Origin of the sequence: Streptomyces sp. A1277 (assembly GCF_004795015.1) — a bacterium.
Lineage (GTDB): Bacteria > Actinomycetota > Actinomycetes > Streptomycetales > Streptomycetaceae > Streptomyces.
This window is the reverse complement of sequence record NZ_SSBI01000046.1, coordinates 51,748-68,472: the sequence shown is the minus strand read 5'-3', so window position 1 is coordinate 68,472 and position 16,725 is coordinate 51,748. Positions and strand designations below refer to the sequence as shown.

The following is a 16,725-nucleotide window of genomic DNA, read 5'->3' as shown; positions in this document are numbered from 1 at the left end:
CCACGCACAGCTTGGCCCCGCGCGGCCGCCCCCGATCCGCGGACGGCTCCGGAGCCGGCGCCCGCCGCGGTGGTCGCGGCGGCCGGGGCCAAGCTGTGCGTGGCCTGCCGGGCCGGTCGGGTCGACGGCGACGGCTACTGCGAGAACTGCGGGCACGCGCAGCCGCGCGAGCGCGACCACATGGAGCAGGAGCTCGGTTCGGTCGCCGCGGTCAGCGACCGGGGCCTGCGCCACCACCGCAACGAGGACTCCTTCGCGGTGTCGACGACCGCCCTGCCGGACGGCTCGGCCGCCGTCGTGGCGATCGTCTGCGACGGGGTGTCGTCGGCCAGCCGGCCCGACGAGGCATCGGCGGCCGCCGCGAGCGCGGCCAACGAGTCCCTGCTCGATTCGCTGCCGCGCGGCACCCATCCGCAGCAGGCGATGCACGAGGCGATCGTGGCGGCCTCGGAGTCGGTCAACCGGCTGGCCGGGGAGCAGGGCCACGAGCGCGAGTCGCGCCGTCACCAGAACGCCCCGGCGTGCACGCTGGTCGGCGCGGTGATGGCGAGCGGCCTGCTGGTCGTCGGCTGGGTCGGCGACAGCCGCGTGTACTGGGTGCCCGAGGACCGCTCCACCGCGCCCGCCCGGCTGACCGAGGACGACTCGTGGGCCGCGCAGATGGTCGCGACGGGCCTGATGAACGAGGCGGAGGCGTACGCGGACGAGCGCGCCCACGCCATCACGGGCTGGCTCGGCGCGGACGCGTACGAACTGGAGCCGCACACCGCCTCGTTCAAACCGGACCGGCCGGGACTGGTGGTGGTCTGCACGGACGGGCTGTGGAACTACGCGGAGTCCGCGGCCGAGATGGCCGCCGCAGTCCCCGCGGACGCGTACGAACGGCCGCTGCACGGCGCCCGGGTGCTGGTGGGTCACGCCCTCGACGGCGGGGGCCACGACAACGTAACGGTGGCCCTGCTGCCGTTCGCCGTATCTCCCCAAGGGGCAGGCTCCGCCTGAAACGGGTGGTTTACGCCTCCCCGCCTTTGATGCCTTTGTCCGTACCTCTGTCTTCATCTGACACGTGGAGCCTCAAGGAGCCGATCAGATGGCCAACTTCTCCAAGTCGAACGTGCCGCAGTTCTCCGTCGAGGTGTATCAGAACGAATTCCTGCCCGAGGGCGGCCGTGAGGTCAACGGCATCATCACGGTCACCTCGACCGGGGGCGGCACCACCGGGGGCGTGCCGCTGGCGGGGTCGCCCGCGACGGGGCGGGCCACCGGCGCCGCCGTGGTGGTCATGGTGGACTGCTCGGGTTCGATGGACTACCCGCCGACGAAGATGCGCAACGCCCGCGACGCGACGGCGGCGGCCGTGGACACCCTGCGCGACGGGACCTCGTTCGCCGTGGTCGCCGGTACGCATGTGGCCAAGGAGGTCTACCCGGGCAACGGCCGGCTCGCCGTGGCCGACGCGCGGACCCGGGCCCAGGCCAAGGAGGCGCTGCGCCGGCTGAGCGCGGGCGGCGGTACGGCGATCGGGACTTGGCTGCGGCTGGCGGACCGGCTGCTGGGCGCCGCCGACGTGGACATCCGGCACGGCATCCTGCTGACGGACGGGCGCAACGAGCACGAGTCGCCGGAGGACCTGCGCGCGGCGCTGGACGCCTGCGCGGGGCGGTTCACCTGTGACGCCCGCGGGGTCGGCACCGACTGGGAAGTGAAAGAAGTCACAGCCATCGCCTCGGCGCTGCTCGGCACGGCCGACATCGTCGCCGACCCGGCGGGGCTCGCGGCGGACTTCACGCACATGATGGAGAACGCCATGGGCAAGGAGGTCGCGGACGTCGCGCTGCGGCTGTGGACCCCGGTCGGCGTGAAGATCAAGTACGTGAAGCAGGTCGCGCCGACGGTCGCCGACCTGACCGACCGCCGCACCGAGGCGGGCCCCAGAGCCGGGGACTACCCCACGGGCTCCTGGGGCGACGAGTCCCGCGACTACCACGTGTGCGTGCGGGTGCCGGAGGCCGGAATCGGGCAGGAGATGCTCGCGGCCCGGGTCTCGCTGATCCTTCCCGACCCGGCGGGCGGGGCCCCGCAGACGCTTTCGCAGGGCCTGGTGCGGGCGGTCTGGACGGACGACATGGCGGCCTCGACCTCGATCAATCCGCAGGTCGCGCACTACACGGGTCAGGCCGAACTGGCACAAGTCATCCAGCAGGGCCTCGATGCCCGCAAGTCGGGAGACTTCGACGGCGCCACGGCCAAACTGGGCCGTGCGGTGCAGCTGGCGTCGGCGTCCGGGAACGAGGACACTGCGAAACTGCTTTCGAAGGTGGTAGACGTCGTCGACGCGGCGACGGGTACTGTGCGACTGAAGGCGAAGGTCGCGGAAGCGGACGAGATGACCCTCGAAACCCGCTCCACGAAGACGGTTCGCGTCAAGAAATAACCACATATCCGCATCGATCAGCCGCCCACCGGTTCAGTTCCGCCGGGCGGCGGAGCAAGACAAATAACGGCCTGCGGGCCGGAGAAGGAGAGGGGGAAGCGCCGACATGCCGACCTGCCCGAACGGACACCAGTCGGGTTCCGAGGACTGGTGCGAGGTCTGCGGCCACCGCATGACCGGGCCGGGCGCGCCTGCGGGTGCGGTTCCCCCGCCTCCTCCTCCGCCGCCCGCGCGGGGTTACGGATACCCGCAGCCCCACGACCCGAACGCGACGGCCCAGGCCGAGCTGTGCCCGCAGTGCCGCACGCCGAGGGAGGCGATGGCGCCGTTCTGCGAGGAGTGCCGCTGGAACTTCCTCACGAGCACCGCGACCTCGTACACCCCCCTGGCCCCGCAGCACGGCGTCCCGGGCGGCCCCGGCCCCGGCGGCCCCGGCCCCGGCCCCGGTCACAACCCGCCGCCGGGCTTCCCGGCCCAGCAGCCGCCGCCGCAGCAGCAGCAGCGCGACCCGTTCGACTACCAGGGCTCCCGGCCTTCGCAGATGAACCGCTCGGCCGAGCCGCTGTCCCCCGGCCCGGGCCAGTCCAGCCCTCCCGGACCGTTCGGGCAGGGCCCGCAGGGCACGCCGCCGCCGTTCCAGCAGGGCCATCCCGGACAGCCCGGTCATCCCGGACAGCCCGGCCCCCAGGGCCCGGGCCGGCAGGGGCCGCCGCCTCCGCCCCCGTACCAGCAGGGACCGCAGGGCGGCCCCCAGGGTGGTCCGCAGGGTGCGCCCCCGCCGCCGTTCCAGCAGCAGGGGGGGCCGCACGCCTTCCAGCAGACGGCTCCCCCGCCGGCCCCGCCGCGCACGGACGGTGACGACTGGCTGCTCTCCCCGCCGTCGCAGAACGCCCAGGGCCCGCAGACGCCGATGCAGCAGCCGCCCTTCCCGGGCCAGCAGGGTCCGGGTCCGCAGGGCCCCGGCGGGCAGCAAGCTCCCGGGCCGCAGGGCCCCGGCGGGCAGCACGGTCCCGGGCCGCAGGGTCCGGGTCAGGCCCCGCTGTCCAACAACTGGACGGCGTTCATCGCCCCGGACCGCGAGTACTTCCTCGCGATGATGCAGCGCAGCGGCCCCGAGGCGACCGGGCTCAACCTGCCCGCGTACTCCCCGGAGCAGCAGCTCGCGCTCACCGGCAGCCAGATCACGATCGGCCGCCGCCGGCACAGCACGGGCGAGTCCCCGGACATCGACCTGTCGGTGCCGCCGGAGGACCCGGGCGTCTCGCACCAGCACGCGGTGCTCGTCCAGCAGCCCGACAGCAGCTGGGCCGTGGTCGACCAGAACTCCACCAACGGCACCACGGTCAACGGCGCCGAGGAGCCGATCCAGCCCTACGTCCCCGTCCCGCTCCAGGACGGCGACCAGGTGCACGTCGGGGCGTGGACGACGATCACGATCCGCCGGGACTGACACCGACAGGCGCTACGCGGCCGGTGAGGGGCTTCCCGCCTCTCACCGGCCGCCGTGCTGTGCGGTAGTTCGTACCGCGAATGTCCGTCCCGAGCGGGGCCTGAGCGCCCACGCCTGTCGTACTCTGGGCGAATGCGAAAGGACGAAAGCGGGCAGATGGGGATCGCCACCGCATTGGTGCGCTCCGCATTCCTGGTGAATGCCGTGTACGCCGATTCCGGCCGCGAGCACGGAATCACCGCCCAGCAGGGCCAGCTGCTCTGCGTCCTGATGCTGAAGCCGTACGGCATGCGCGAGCTGGGCGCCGTGCTGGGGCTGGCGAAGTCCAGCCTCACCGGCCTGGTGGACCGGAGCGTGCAGCGCGGCCTGGTGCGCCGGGAGGCCGACCCGGAGGACGGGCGCGCGGTGCGGGTCGCGCTGACCGGGGCGGGCAGCGAGCTGGCGGAGGTGTTCTTCACCGAGACCTCCCGGCGGGTGGAGGCGCTGACGGACGGTGTCGACGCCCCCGACCGCGAACTGCTGGCCGCCCTCCTCGGCCGCCTGGTGCTGGAGAACAAGGTGCCGGTGGTCTTCCGCGAGTCCTGCGAGAACGCCTCCGCTAGTCGCGGGTGATGCCGAAGAGTTCGGCGAAGCGGCCGGTGAACAGGTCCCTGCCCTTGTACGCGCTGACCTGCTCCGCCGGCAGTACGGCCGGGCCGTCCGGCGTCGGCACCTGGCCCACCCCGCCGCCGGGTCCGAGCGGCAGCAGCACGGAGGGCGGCGACGGCCGGTAGGTGCCGGTCGGGGACTCGCCGCGCACCTGGGCGAGGACGTTGGCCGCGACCACCTCGGCGTGCTTCATGGCGTACCCGGCCATCTTGGCCTCGGCCAGGTCGGTGAGGTCGCCGAGGGCGTAGATGTGGTCGTGCCCCACGACGTTGAGCCGTTCGGTGACCGGGACGCGGCCCTGCGCGTCGCGGGCGGTGATCCGGCCGTCGGCGAGGTAGTCGCCGTTGGAGCGCACGCCGTAGCAGCGGAACCAGAGGTCGGCCCCGATCGCGTCGCCGCCGGTGGTGGTGGTGGTCACCGTGAACGGCTTCAGGCGCCCGGGCGCGGACGGCGGCTCCTCGGCGAGCGCGGTGCCGAGCCGCAGCTCCACGCCGAGCGCGTCCAGCTGGCGCAGCAGTTCCTCGCGGAGCTCCGGCAGGAAGCCCGGCATCAGCTCCTCGGCCGGGTCGGTGACGACGACGTGCTTCTCGGGCCAGACGGCCTTGATCTCGCCGGACAGTTCGAGCCCGACCGGTCCCGCGCCGGCGATCAGGACCCGCCCGGCGGCGGCGAGTTCGGCGTGGGCGTCGCGTATCCGGGCCAGTGCGTCGCCGGCGAGGTCGGTGTCCGTCTTGGCGGGGAACGGGTAGTCGGAGCCGGTGGCGAGCACCAGGTAGTCGGCGGCGATCCGCTCGCCGGAGGCCAGGGTGACGCCGCCCGGGTCCACGGCGGCGGCCCGCCCGCGGCGGACGGTGCCGTGCTTCAGCAGGGTGTCGTACGGGAAGAAGATGTTCTCCGCCCAGTCGGGCCGCACCAGCGCCCGCAGCGCTCCCGCGGCGTGGACGAATGCGTCCCTGGGGTCGATGAGCACCACATCGGTTTCCTCGTCGAGCGCCTTGGCGACCGCTGAGCCGCCATATCCCCCGCCGATGACCGCGACGGTGCGGCGGGCCGTTCCGTTTGCCATGTCGATTCCCATCCCTGAATGGGCGCGCATGAGTGCGCGCACCATATAGTTCGTTTCACGAACCTAATGGTTCGCGTCACGAACTGCAATGCGACCATGCCGCTGCCCCGGCGGAATCACCCGGCGCCCCTCCCCGCGCGCGGCGCGTCTGCGACCATGGACGGGTGACTGAGAATCCGCGCGACACGCTGCAGGAGCTGACCTTCTACGAGCAGGTCGGCGGCGAGGAGACCTTCAGGCGCCTGGTCCACCGCTTCTACCAGGGCGTCGCCGAGGACCCGCTGCTGCGGCCGATGTATCCGGAGGAGGATCTCGGGCCGGCCGAGGAGCGGTTCGCGCTGTTCCTGATGCAGTACTGGGGCGGCCCGCGCACCTACAGCGACCAGCGCGGGCACCCCCGGCTGCGGATGCGGCACGCGCCGTTCCGGGTGGACCGCGCCGCGCACGACGCCTGGCTGAGCCACATGCGCACGGCCCTCGACGAACTGGGCCTGGCGCCCGGGCACGAGCGCCAGCTGTGGGACTACCTCACCTACGCGGCCGCCTCGATGGTGAACACCGACGGCTGAGAAGCGGTCACGGGGCGGACGAGGAAGTACGGAATCCGGTAGCGGCTGTCCGGCCGCGACCGGCGCCCGCAGCATGCCCGGCGGCGGTCACTCCGGCCGGGGGCCGTCCGGGGCCGGCCGTTAGGATCCGGCCATGACGACGTTCGAACGCGAGATCACCGAGCCGGTCGACCTGTGCCTGCCCGACGGCACGCTCAACCAGGCGGCGGTCGGCTGGTCACGGGTGCCGCTGCACCGCGCCAATCTGCGCGGCTGGGGGCGGACGAAGCGCTGGGAGTACTGGTGCGTGACGACGCCCACGCACCTGGTGGCGCTGACCGTCAGCGACCTGGACTTCCTCGCCCTGAACACCGTCTACCTGCTCGAATACGCGCCGGGCGGCCTGGAGTTGGAGCGGACCGCGATCATCCCGGCGGGCCGCGGCGTCCAGCTCCCCGACACCGTGGCCGGCGCCCCCGGCTCCCCGGACGTGGTGACCGGCCCCGCGCGCCCGACCGGCGGCAAGGTGCGCGTGGAGATCCGCGACGAGCCCGGCGGCACCCGGCTCAGGGCGCGCTGCCTGACCCCGGAGCGGCTGCCGCTGGAGGTGGACCTCTTGGTCGAGCGGCCGACGGGCCACGAATCGCTCTCCGTGGTCGTGCCCTGGAACAGCCGGCGCTTCCAGTACACCTCGAAGCAGACCGCGCTGCCCGCGTCCGGCCGGGTCAGGATCGGCAGCGAGTTCCTCGACTTCGACGGGGACGACACCTGGGCCGTCCTGGACCACGGCCGGGGCCGCTGGCCGCGTACGGTCGACTGGAACTGGGGCGCCGCCTCCGGGCGCACCGACGGGCACACCGTGGGCCTCCAGTTCGGTGGGCGCTGGACCCTCGGCACCGGCTCCACGGAGAACGGGCTCTGCGTGGACGGCCGGCTCAGCAAGATCGGCGAGGAGCTGGCCTGGCGCTGGTCACCGGCCGACCCGCTCGCACCGTGGACCATCCGCACCCCGCTGACGGGCCAGGTGGACCTGACGTTCACCCCGTTCCACGACCGCAGGACCCGCACGGAGGCCGGCCTGATCGCCAACCGCACCGACCAGTGCTTCGGCCACTACGACGGCCGCATCCGCACCGACGACGGCACGGAGATCGCCGTGGACCACCTGCTGGGCTGGGCGGAGGACGTGCACATGCGCTGGTGACCGGGGGCGGGTGGTCAGCCGTTCACGGACACCGCGAGGTTCCCGAGTCCGCCCGCCGCGCCCGCCCGGCGCAGGGCGATGGAGCCGTACGGGGTGCGCAGCCGGAGCCAGCCGCCGGCCGACAGGAGCGCCACCGGGAAGTCGGGCGCGGCGCGCAGGAAGCCGAGGGCCTGGGCGGCGTGTACGGCGCGGAGCGGGAGTTCCGTGGTGTCGACGGTGCGCGACCAGATGTCGTGGCCGATGCGGTCCCGCTCGGCCCGGGTGCGCCGGTCCTCGGGCAGGGCCTCGTCGCGGGCCCGGAATTCCGTGACGGCCGCGGTCAGCGCGGCGCGCAGGGAGGCGGGGTCGGGCAGTCCCGGCCGCTCACGCCAGCCGCCGCGCGGCGGGAGGACACCGGCCCAGGGCGGCCCGGTCACCGGGGCGGGCAGGGCGCCGGTTCCGGCGTCCGGGCCCTCGGCGGACAGGGATTCCAGGAGTTCCCCGGCCGACACCGTGGTGTCGAAGTCGTGCGCGTCCGCGAGCCGCACCGCCCGGATCGCCAGCACGTCGAACGACGGCGGCCTGCCGAACACGGCGAGCGCGCCGCCGCCCGCCTGGAGGCGCACGGCGGCGGCCCGGTCGTAGTGGAGCAGCCGCCCGAGGAAGGCCGCGAGATCCGCGGCCTCCCGCGCGTCGGCGAACCGCAGCGACTGTACGGACACGGTCATACCGCGGCGGGCTCCTCGGCCAGGTACTCCTGGAGGAACAGCTTCTCCTCCGCGGAGATCCGCCGGGGGCGCTCCTCGGCCAGGTCGTACGGCACGACGACGGTCGAGGCGCGTACGTAGACCTGGTCCGGGTCCTTGATCTCGTAGGCGATCGTCAGCGACGCGGCGCCTATCTTCGTGACCCAGGACTCGACGGTCACCGGCCGGTGCCGGTGGACGAGCGGCCGTACGTAGTCGATCTCGTGCCGCGCCACGACGGAACCGCCCGCGAAGGACGGCGAGCCGTCCCCCGGCGCCAGCCGGAACATGAAGTCGATGCGCGCTTCCTCCAGGTAGCGGAGGAAGACCACGTTGTTGACGTGGCCGAAGGCGTCCATGTCCGACCAGCGCAGCGGGCAGCTGTAGATGTGACGTGCCAAGACGATCAGCCTCGCGTGAGCTTCTTGTACGTGGCGCGGTGCGGGCGGGCCGCGTCGGCGCCGAGACGGTCGATCTTGTTCTTCTCGTACGACTCGAAGTTGCCCTCGAACCAGTACCACTTGGAGTCGCCCTCGTACGCCAGGATGTGCGTGGCGACGCGGTCCAGGAACCACCGGTCGTGGGAGATGACCACGGCCGCGCCCGGGAACTCCAGGAGGGCGTTCTCCAGCGAGGACAGGGTCTCGACGTCGAGGTCGTTGGTGGGCTCGTCGAGGAGCAGCAGGTTGCCGCCCTCCTTGAGCGTCAGCGCCAGGTTCAGGCGGTTGCGCTCACCACCGGAGAGGACGCCGGCCGGCTTCTGCTGGTCCGGGCCCTTGAAGCCGAACGCGGAGACGTACGCCCGCGAGGGCATCTCGACCTGGCCGACGTTGATGTAGTCCAGCTCGTCCGAGACGACGGCCCAGAGGGTCTTCTTCGGGTCGATGTTGGCGCGGGACTGGTCGACGTAGGAGATCTTGACCGTGTCGCCGACCTTGATGGAGCCGCTGTCCGGCGTCTCCAGGCCCTGGATCATCTTGAACAGCGTGGTCTTGCCCGCGCCGTTCGGACCGATGACGCCGACGATGCCGTTGCGCGGCAGCGTGAACGACAGGTCGTCGATGAGGACCTTGTCGCCGAATGCCTTCGAGAGGTTCTCGACCTCGACGACGATGGAACCGAGCCGCGGCCCCGGCGGGATCTGGATCTCCTCGAAGTCCAGCTTCCGCATCTTGTCCGCCTCGGCGGCCATCTCCTCGTACCGGGCGAGACGCGCCTTGGACTTGGTCTGGCGCCCCTTGGCGTTCGACCGCACCCACTCCAGCTCTTCCTTGAGCCGCTTCTGGCGCTTCTCGTCCTTGCGGCCCTCGACCTTGAGGCGGGCGGCCTTCTTGTCGAGGTACGTGGAGTAGTTGCCCTCGTAGGGCAGCGCGCGGCCGCGGTCCAGTTCGAGGATCCACTCGGCGACGTTGTTCAGGAAGTAGCGGTCGTGGGTGACGGCGACCACGGCGCCCGCGTACTTCGAGAGGTGCTGCTCCAGCCAGTTCACCGACTCGGCGTCGAGGTGGTTGGTGGGCTCGTCGAGCAGCAGGAGGTCGGGGGCCTCGATGAGGAGCTTGCAGAGCGCGACGCGGCGCTTCTCGCCACCGGAGAGGTTGGTGACGGGCCAGTCGCCGGGCGGGCAGCCCAGGGCGTCCATGGCCTGCTCCAGCTGGGCGTCCAGGTCCCACGCGTTGGCGTGGTCCAGGTCCTCCTGGAGCTTGCCCATCTCGTCCATGAGCGCGTCGGAGTAGTCCGTCGCCATGAGCTCGGCGACCTCGTTGAAGCGCTTGAGCTTGCCCATGGTCTCGGCGGCGCCGTCCTGCACGTTCTCCAGGACCGTCTTCGACTCGTCGAGCTTCGGCTCCTGCATGAGGATGCCGACGCTGAACCCGGGCGACAGGAACGCGTCGCCGTTGGACGGCTGCTCCAGGCCCGCCATGATCTTCAGCACCGTGGACTTACCGGCACCGTTGGGCCCCACGACACCGATCTTCGCGCCGGGCAGGAAGTTCAGGGTGACGTCATCGAGAATCACCTTGTCGCCGTGCGCCTTGCGCGTCTTGCGCATGGTGTAGATGAACTCAGCCAAGAGAAACCGTCCGGCAATCGATGTGTGGGCAGATACACCCCATCTTGCCTGACGGCCGCCTCTTGACGGAAACCGGTCCGGTGCGCGATACGCGCGATCCCGCCTCGCGGTACGCGAAGACCCCGGTCGCGGTACGCGAAGACCCCGGTCGCGGTACGCGAAGACCCCGGTGGGCCGAAGCCTCGCCGGGGCCTTCATCAGCGGGTGTGACGGGGTGCTACCGCCGCTCACTCACCGGTGGACTGTCCCTTGCGCCGGCGGAGGAAGAAGACCGCGCCGCCGCCGATGACGACGAGGCCGATGGCGATGCCCGCGATGACCGGGGTGGCGTTGGAGCCGCCGGTCTCGGCGAGGCTGCCCTCGGGGCCCGCCGTGCCGCCGCCGGCCGTGGCGGTGGTCGTGGTGGGCTGGTCGAGGGTCTGGGTGTCGACGCCGCCGGTGGTGGTGGTGCCGCTGGTCCGGCAGTCCAGGACGCCCTTGAACGTCTTGGCGAACCCGCCGGGCCCGGTGACCGTGACGTCGTACGCCTGGTCCTCGGCGACGGGCACGGTGACGGTCACGGACTCTCCGGCCTCGACGGTGTGCTCGGTGCCGTCGAGTTCGAAGGTGTACGCCTCGTCGCCCTTGTTGCCGACGGTGATGTCGACGCCGCTCTTGTCGCAGTTCTTCCGGGCGGTGGCCGCGGGGACCGCGCCCTTCTCGGCCCAGGCCGCGGTGGCGTTCGCGGAGACCGTGGACTCGCTGGAGCCGGCCAGGATCTGGGTCTGGCTCCGGGTGACCCCGGCGAAGGCCCGGCCGACCGGAACGGACGTGGTGGCCTGGACGGTCAGCGCGGCGGAGCCGTCCGGGGAGTCGGCCGGCACGTCGAAGTAGAGCTGGTCGCCGTCTGCGGCCGTGGTGACGGGCTTGCCCTTCTTGTCGGTGATCCCGACGCCGCTGGCCGAGTCGGCGGGCGGGGCCACCGAGACCTGGCCGGCGTTGGTGCGGACGGTGACCGGACCGACCCGCTCGCCGGAGCGCCCGGAGACCGCGACCGGGTCGAGCGCGAGGGACGCCTTGGGCTCGGCGGTTTCGGCGGCGGTCTTCTCCAGCCAGTCGGCGAGCTTCTCCGCCTGCTTGTCGGAGGCGGTCACGTCCGCCTTGTCGGAGAAGCGCCAGATCGCGACCTGGGTGCCGGCCGCCGCGGTCTTCTCGGTGAGCGGCCCGGTGCCGGCCTCCTTCGCGAGCTGTGAGAGGTCGTCGACCTGCGGGTAGGAGTGCTCCAGGATCCAGCGGATGCGGCCGGCGTCCTTGTTGCTGCCGAGCGAGGTCTGGTTCCAGGGGGTCTCCAGGTACTTCGCCTGGTCCTGGGTGGGGTTGTGGATGTCGATGCAGTACGTCTTGAGCTTGCCGCCGCCGTCGACGGTCATCTCGAACAGCCCGGCGGGAAGTCTCTGCTTCTTGCCGTCCGCGTGCAGGACGGCGGTGTCATAGGTCTTCAGCCCGTCCAGCACGGCGGTCGCCCCGCCCTGGTGCTGCGGCGCCTCGTCGGCCACCGCACCGCCCGCGCCGACGAGAACCCCGGCCACGGCGAGGCCGGACGCCACCACCGAGGCGGTCAGCCGGGCCATGCGCCGGCCCCGTCCGGAGTGGGCCGTCGCCGTGGATGACGAGGCGGTCGCTGAAGAAGCAGAAAACACAGATTTCCCCTCCGGGCGAGACCCTCGCGCCCGGTAACGCGTGTGGGGAATGTCCCGCCTGCCTACTCAAGTGCCCTGTGGGCACTGGGGAATCCTATGGAGGGAGCCCCACACAGTCCCCCGTCATACCGTCGGACAACCATTCCGACTCGCAATCGTTATCCCCGGTAACTCCCGGCCGCCGGAGGGACACCGTCCGTCCCGCCCACCTCTTCATGACGCGGTCACCAGCTCGGACTCGGCCTTCCGGGGCGAACCGCCGCTCTTCTGACGCACCGTCCGCCGCCGCGCCACCGGCCGCTCCACTGGGGGCTCCTCGGGCCGCACCGCCGGCTGCTCCTCGGGCCCGCCCGGCTCCGCGCCCACCCCCTCCTCCTCGGCCCCGCCCCGCTCCTCAGGCGCCTCCCTCACCGCCCACGGATCGGCCCCGGCGGCGACGGGTGCCGGGCCGAACCGGGTGGTCAGCGCCGGCTCGCCCCTGACCACCCGGCGGAACGCCGCCGTGCCCCGCGTCAGGTCGTGACCCACCGCCACCGCCTCGATGTCCACGAATGTCCGGCGCTGCCCGTCCTTCTCCTCCTCACGCACCTTCAGCCTGCCGTGCACCACCAGCGGCTCGCCCACCGCGACCGAACCCGACAGGTTCATCGCCAGCGCGCGCCACGCCCACACGGTGTAGAAGCTGGTGTGTCCGTCGGCCCAGAGCTCCTTCGCCCGGTCCCACCGCCGCGGCGTCACCGCGAACCTGAACCGGGCCATCCCCCCGGTCGCCGTCTCCCGGAACTCCACGGCCGTCGCCGCGTTGCCCACCAGCGTCACCAAGGTCTCGTTCATGACTCCGCCTCCCCTTCGCCCGGTCTCCGTGACCGCACCGTGCGTCCGGTCACTGATCCCATGCTGGAGGGGAGGCGGAAATCCCGCTGGGGGCTGTGGACTAACGGCCCGTTGTGGAGAACTCCGTCACCGCCACGTAGCGCTCGCGCACTTCGCGGTAGCGCACCAGCTCGGCCGAGACCGGGTCGAGCACCCGGGCCCGCCCGCAGGCCGCCGCCGCCTCGCGCAGCCGCCGCTCGGCCTCCTGGCCGTACCGTCGTGCGGGCCCCCTGGCCGCCGCCGCGCACGCCCACTCCACCAGTGGGCCGCCGATGATCCCCGCGAGCATCACCAGAGCGGGCGTCAGCAGCCCCGGCTCCAGCACCCCGATGATCTGACCGGCCAGCCACAGGCCGCCGAAGATCTGCAGCAGCGTCATCGCCACCTGCGCCAGGACGGCCGCCGGCCACCAGGCGGGGCGCGGGGCCGCCCGGCACCGCACCGCCCGGCACCGCACCGGCCGCACCGCCCGCGGCCTGCGCTCCCGCTGCTCCCGGGTCCGCTTTCGGGTCCGCTCCCCGGCCCTCCGCCGCCCCGGCCAGTTCGTCCAGCGCGTCGGGCAGCCCCCGCGCCCCGTGCACCGCCGCCTCGCGCACCGCCTGCGCCCAGGGTCCGGGCAGCCCGGCGGCGGCGTCGTCGGCCACCGTGCGCACGGCCTGCTCGACCCGCTGGCGTGCGGTGAGCCGTTCCTCGGGCGGGGCGGCGAGGGGCGCGCGGTCCCGGCTCCCGGGCTGCCGCGCGGACTCGTACCAGCGCCACAGCCGCAGCCACGGCGTGCCACAGGCCCGTCCGGCGTTGCGGCGCCACTCGCGCTCGGCCGCCTGTCCCGCCGCCGCCGCGCCCACGGCCTCCGCGAGCCGGTCGGCGAATTCCTCACGGGCCCGCTCCCCGAGCCCCGGCCGCCCCTCGGCGACGTACACCGGGCGGAGCCTGGCCGCCGCCGCGTCCACGTCGGCGGCCAGCCGCCGGGTGGCCGCCGTGCGGTCCTGGACGAACCGGCCGAGCAGTTCGCGCAGTTCGCCCACGCCGTCGCCGGTCAGCGCGGACAGGGACAGCACGGTCGCCCCCGGATCGCCGTGTTCGCCCAGCGCCATGCCGTCCTCGTCCAGCAGCCGGCGCAGGTCGTCCAGGACCTGGTCGGCGGCCTCGCCCGGCAGCCGGTCGATCTGGTTGAGGACGACGAAGGTGACCTCCGCGTGGCCGGCGAGCGGCCGCAGGTAGCGCTCGTGCAGGGCCGCGTCCGCGTACTTCTCCGGGTCCACCACCCAGATCACCGCGTCCACCAGCGCCAGCACCCGGTCCACCTGGTCGCGGTGGCCCCTCGCCGCCGAGTCGTGGTCGGGCAGGTCGACCAGGACCAGGCCCTGGAGCGCCTCGTCGGCCGCCGCGCCGCCCGGCTGCGGCCTGCGCCTCAGCCGTCCGGGCACGGCCAGCCGGTCGAGGAGGCCGGCCGCCCCGTCCGTCCAGGAGCAGGCCAGGGGCTGGGCGGTGGTGGGGCGGCGCAGCCCGGTCTCGGAGAGCTGCGCGCCGGCCAACGCGTTGAAGAGGGTCGATTTGCCGCTGCCGCTCGCACCGGCGATGGCGACGACGGTGTGCCGGGAGGAGAGGCGCTGGCGGGCCGCCGCCTCGTCGAGCACCCGGCCCGCCTCGGCGAGGGCGGCCCGGTCCAGGCGGGCCCTGGAGAGTCCGACGAGTTCGCGCAGGGCGTCCAGGCGGGGGCGGAGCGGGCTGCCGGAGGACACGTACGCCTCGACCTGGGGCCGTCCGTCGTCGTCCAGGTCCGCCGCGGCTTCCGGGGTGTCCTCGGGGGCGGTCTCCTCGCGGGCGGCCCGGGCCCGGCGGGCGATCAGCCCGTCGTCCCAGCCCGCGCCGGGCCCGGACGCCTCCTGCGAACACCCCACCGCATCGGAGCGGCGGCCGCGGCTGCGGATCCTGCCGTGGCCCTGTCCCGGATTCTCGTCAGTGACGGCAGTCATCGCTGCCACCTCTCCTTCTGCAGTAGGGACAGCGCGGCGATCAGTTCGGCCTGCGGTTCGGGGGCCACGTCGAGGGCGTCCAGGGGCGCGAGCCGCCGGTCGCGTTCGCCGTTCAGCACATGGTCGAGATAGGTGGTGAGCAGCGCGCCGCCCTTGTCGCGCAGCCGCAGCGCGCCCTGCGCCCCGATCCGTTCGGCGAGCTGCTCCCCCGCGGTGCGGGCGCGGCGGCCACCGAGCAGGGCGGCGGCCAGCAGGGCGGCGACGGTCTCGGGGTCCGGGGCGGTGTTGCGCTCCATCAGGCGCAGTTCCTCCTCGGCCAGTTCCTCCAGGATCCGGCGCCACCGGCGTACGGTCATGTCGATCCGGCCCCGGACGTCCTCGGCCGGTCCCCAGCCACCCTCCTCGCGGCCCGCCGCCTCGAAGGCGAACGCCGCCGCGGCCGGCTCCCGCCGCCAGGTGGTGCGGATCTGCTCGTCGGCGGCGGCGACGGCGCACTCCAGGAGCGCTGCCAGGCTCTCCACGAGCGCGTCGAGCACTTCCTCGGAGGTGCTGTACAGCGGGTAGCCGCGCCACCGGGTCCGGGCGTCACCGGCGAGCGCGCCGCCGTTCTTCAGCCTGCGCCGCACCCGGGCGCCCTCCTTCCCGTACGCGTCCTCGACCACGCCCGTCAGCCGCACGGCGGCCGCGTACTGCGCCGCGACGGCCCCGGCGAGGGCGGGCATCCGTACGTCCAGGGAGTCGATGACCCCGGCGGCGGTCCGGCCGACCGCCTGCTGGCGGGCCGCCGGGTCCTGGGCGCGGTGGGTGAGCCAGGCGCGCAGCGGGGCTACGGCGGTGGTGGGCAGCAGTCCGCTGCCGCCGCCGGCCGATTCGGGCAGTTCGGGGATGGTGAAGCGGGGCACCTCGCCGAGGCCGGCCTTGGTGAGCAGGGCGCCGTACTGCCGGGAGACCTCGGCGATCACCTGGTGCGGGACCCGGTCCAGGACGGTGACGAGCGAGGCGTTGTACTCCTTGGCCGTACGCAGCAGGTGCCAGGGCACGGCGTCGGCGTACCGGGAGGCGGTGGTGACCATGACCCAGATGTCGGCCGCGCAGATGAGTTCGGCGGCCAGGACGCGGTTGCGTACGACGAGGGAGTCGATGTCGGGGGCGTCCAGCAGGGCGAGTCCGCGCGGCAGCCCGGTGGCCGTCTCGACGCGCAGGGCGGTGCCCTCCTCGGCCGCGTTCCCGTCGAGGCCGTCGAGGTCGTCGCACTGACCGGGGTCGGCGTACTCCTCGGGCGGCAGCCAGACCCGGGTGAGCTGCGGCAGCACCCGTACGCCGGCGAACCAGTGCTGGTCGTCCGGGTGGCAGACCAGGACGGGCGTACGCGTGGTCGGGCGCAGCACCCCCGCCTCGCTGACCCGGCGCCCCACGAGGGAGTTGACGAGTGTCGACTTGCCGGCGCCGGTCGATCCGCCGATGACGGCGAGCAGGGGCGCCTCGGGGTCCTTCAGCCTGGGCAGCAGGTAGTCGTCGAGCTGAGCGAGCAGCTCGATCCGGGTCTGCCTGGCGCGGGGGGCCTCTGGGAGCGGGAGTGGGAGACGCACGGCAGCGACACGGTCGCGCAGGGCGGAAAGTGCGTCGATGAGCTGAGGCCGTACGTCCAAGGTCACCACATGCGAAGAATGCCCAATTTTGGCGCCTTTTTGAAGCGTATAGCCACCTCTGCGCGCCGGTTCCCCCGTCCGGACAGAGGGGATGAGTGGGGCGCAGGCATAACGACTGCACAACACCCGGGGCGTGAGACGTCAAAAGCGATGCGTGACTCGCACCTACCTGCGATTATCGTCTCGCTTCACCGAACCTCCACATCGTGCCACGCAGGTGAAGCAACCGGGTCGAGCCATTCGGAGCCCTATCCTTGTCCCGGCAAGGTCACGGACCGCCCGGGTCCCGGGGCTCCAGACCACCGCAGCCACCACCCGGCCCCCGTAGCTCAGTGGATAGAGCAGGCGCCTTCTAAGCGCTTGGCCGCAGGTTCGAGTCCTGCCGGGGGCGCACGTTTATTC

General features: G+C 73.0%; 13 protein-coding genes, 1 tRNA gene and 1 pseudogene. 7 read left to right on the top strand and 8 right to left on the bottom strand.

Features of this window, described 5'->3' with window-relative positions:
• From E6R18_RS26685 to E6R18_RS26670, 4 genes are all read left to right on the top strand, one after another.
• Nucleotides 1–1,002, top strand: a 1,002-nt coding sequence (locus E6R18_RS26685; protein ID WP_136319445.1) for a PP2C family serine/threonine-protein phosphatase, incomplete at its 5' end; no start/stop codon positions are given.
• Between the two features lie 88 nt (nucleotides 1,003–1,090).
• Entirely contained in the window at nucleotides 1,091–2,434 is a 1,344-nt protein-coding gene (locus tag E6R18_RS26680) for a VWA domain-containing protein (RefSeq protein ID WP_136319444.1), read from the top strand.
• Between the two features lie 106 nt (nucleotides 2,435–2,540).
• A complete protein-coding gene (locus E6R18_RS26675; protein WP_136319443.1) occupies nucleotides 2,541–3,884 on the top strand; it encodes an FHA domain-containing protein in 1,344 nt (447 codons plus the stop codon).
• Between the two features lie 156 nt (nucleotides 3,885–4,040).
• Nucleotides 4,041–4,496 (top strand): MarR family transcriptional regulator, encoded by a 456-nt coding sequence (locus E6R18_RS26670; RefSeq protein ID WP_136319451.1) that lies wholly within the window; start codon nucleotides 4,041–4,043, stop codon nucleotides 4,494–4,496.
• On the opposite strand, the gene E6R18_RS26665 is transcribed toward E6R18_RS26670, so the two are convergent.
• Nucleotides 4,483–5,598 (bottom strand): FAD-dependent oxidoreductase, encoded by a 1,116-nt coding sequence (locus E6R18_RS26665; protein WP_136319442.1) that lies wholly within the window; start codon nucleotides 5,596–5,598, stop codon nucleotides 4,483–4,485. The genes E6R18_RS26670 and E6R18_RS26665 overlap by 14 nt on opposite strands.
• A gap of 164 nt (nucleotides 5,599–5,762) precedes the next feature.
• On the opposite strand from E6R18_RS26665, the gene E6R18_RS26660 reads away from it, so the two are divergent.
• Together E6R18_RS26660 and E6R18_RS26655 are read left to right on the top strand one after the other, a co-directional pair.
• The gene (locus E6R18_RS26660; RefSeq protein ID WP_136319441.1) at nucleotides 5,763–6,167 is read left to right on the top strand and encodes a globin; all 405 of its coding nucleotides are present in this window, start codon (nucleotides 5,763–5,765) and stop codon (nucleotides 6,165–6,167) included.
• Between the two features lie 133 nt (nucleotides 6,168–6,300).
• Nucleotides 6,301–7,350: a DUF2804 domain-containing protein gene (locus tag E6R18_RS26655; RefSeq protein WP_136319440.1), complete on the top strand. Its 1,050-nt coding sequence runs from the start codon at nucleotides 6,301–6,303 to the stop codon at nucleotides 7,348–7,350.
• 14 nt (nucleotides 7,351–7,364) lie between these two features.
• Here E6R18_RS26655 and E6R18_RS26650 read toward each other — a convergent pair whose 3' ends face one another.
• From E6R18_RS26650 to E6R18_RS26620, 7 genes and pseudogenes are all read right to left on the bottom strand, one after another.
• Entirely contained in the window at nucleotides 7,365–8,057 is a 693-nt protein-coding gene (locus E6R18_RS26650; RefSeq protein ID WP_136319439.1) for a hypothetical protein, read from the bottom strand.
• Nucleotides 8,054–8,476: a thioesterase family protein gene (locus tag E6R18_RS26645; RefSeq protein WP_168712448.1), complete on the bottom strand. Its 423-nt coding sequence runs from the start codon at nucleotides 8,474–8,476 to the stop codon at nucleotides 8,054–8,056. The genes E6R18_RS26650 and E6R18_RS26645 overlap by 4 nt, the downstream gene beginning before the upstream one ends.
• A 5-nt stretch (nucleotides 8,477–8,481) precedes the next feature.
• Nucleotides 8,482–10,146 carry an energy-dependent translational throttle protein EttA gene (gene ettA, locus E6R18_RS26640; RefSeq protein ID WP_136319438.1) on the bottom strand — a complete coding sequence of 555 codons (1,665 nt, stop codon included), beginning with the start codon at nucleotides 10,144–10,146 and terminating at the stop codon, nucleotides 8,482–8,484.
• A gap of 227 nt (nucleotides 10,147–10,373) precedes the next feature.
• Nucleotides 10,374–11,825, bottom strand: coding sequence for a Cys-Gln thioester bond-forming surface protein (locus E6R18_RS26635; RefSeq protein ID WP_240799863.1), 1,452 nt, complete (start codon nucleotides 11,823–11,825; stop codon nucleotides 10,374–10,376).
• A gap of 213 nt (nucleotides 11,826–12,038) precedes the next feature.
• The gene (locus E6R18_RS26630) at nucleotides 12,039–12,659 is read right to left on the bottom strand and encodes a single-stranded DNA-binding protein (protein ID WP_136319437.1); all 621 of its coding nucleotides are present in this window, start codon (nucleotides 12,657–12,659) and stop codon (nucleotides 12,039–12,041) included.
• Between the two features lie 100 nt (nucleotides 12,660–12,759).
• A pseudogene (locus E6R18_RS26625) lies at nucleotides 12,760–14,674 on the bottom strand (GTPase).
• Nucleotides 14,671–16,323 carry a dynamin family protein gene (locus E6R18_RS26620; protein ID WP_136319449.1) on the bottom strand — a complete coding sequence of 551 codons (1,653 nt, stop codon included), beginning with the start codon at nucleotides 16,321–16,323 and terminating at the stop codon, nucleotides 14,671–14,673. Before E6R18_RS26620 ends, E6R18_RS26625 begins: the two are co-directional and overlap by 4 nt.
• Before the next feature lie 318 nt (nucleotides 16,324–16,641).
• On the opposite strand from E6R18_RS26620, the gene E6R18_RS26615 reads away from it, so the two are divergent.
• Nucleotides 16,642–16,714 (top strand) — tRNA-Arg (locus E6R18_RS26615).
• The last annotated feature ends 11 nt before the right edge of the window (nucleotides 16,715–16,725 follow it).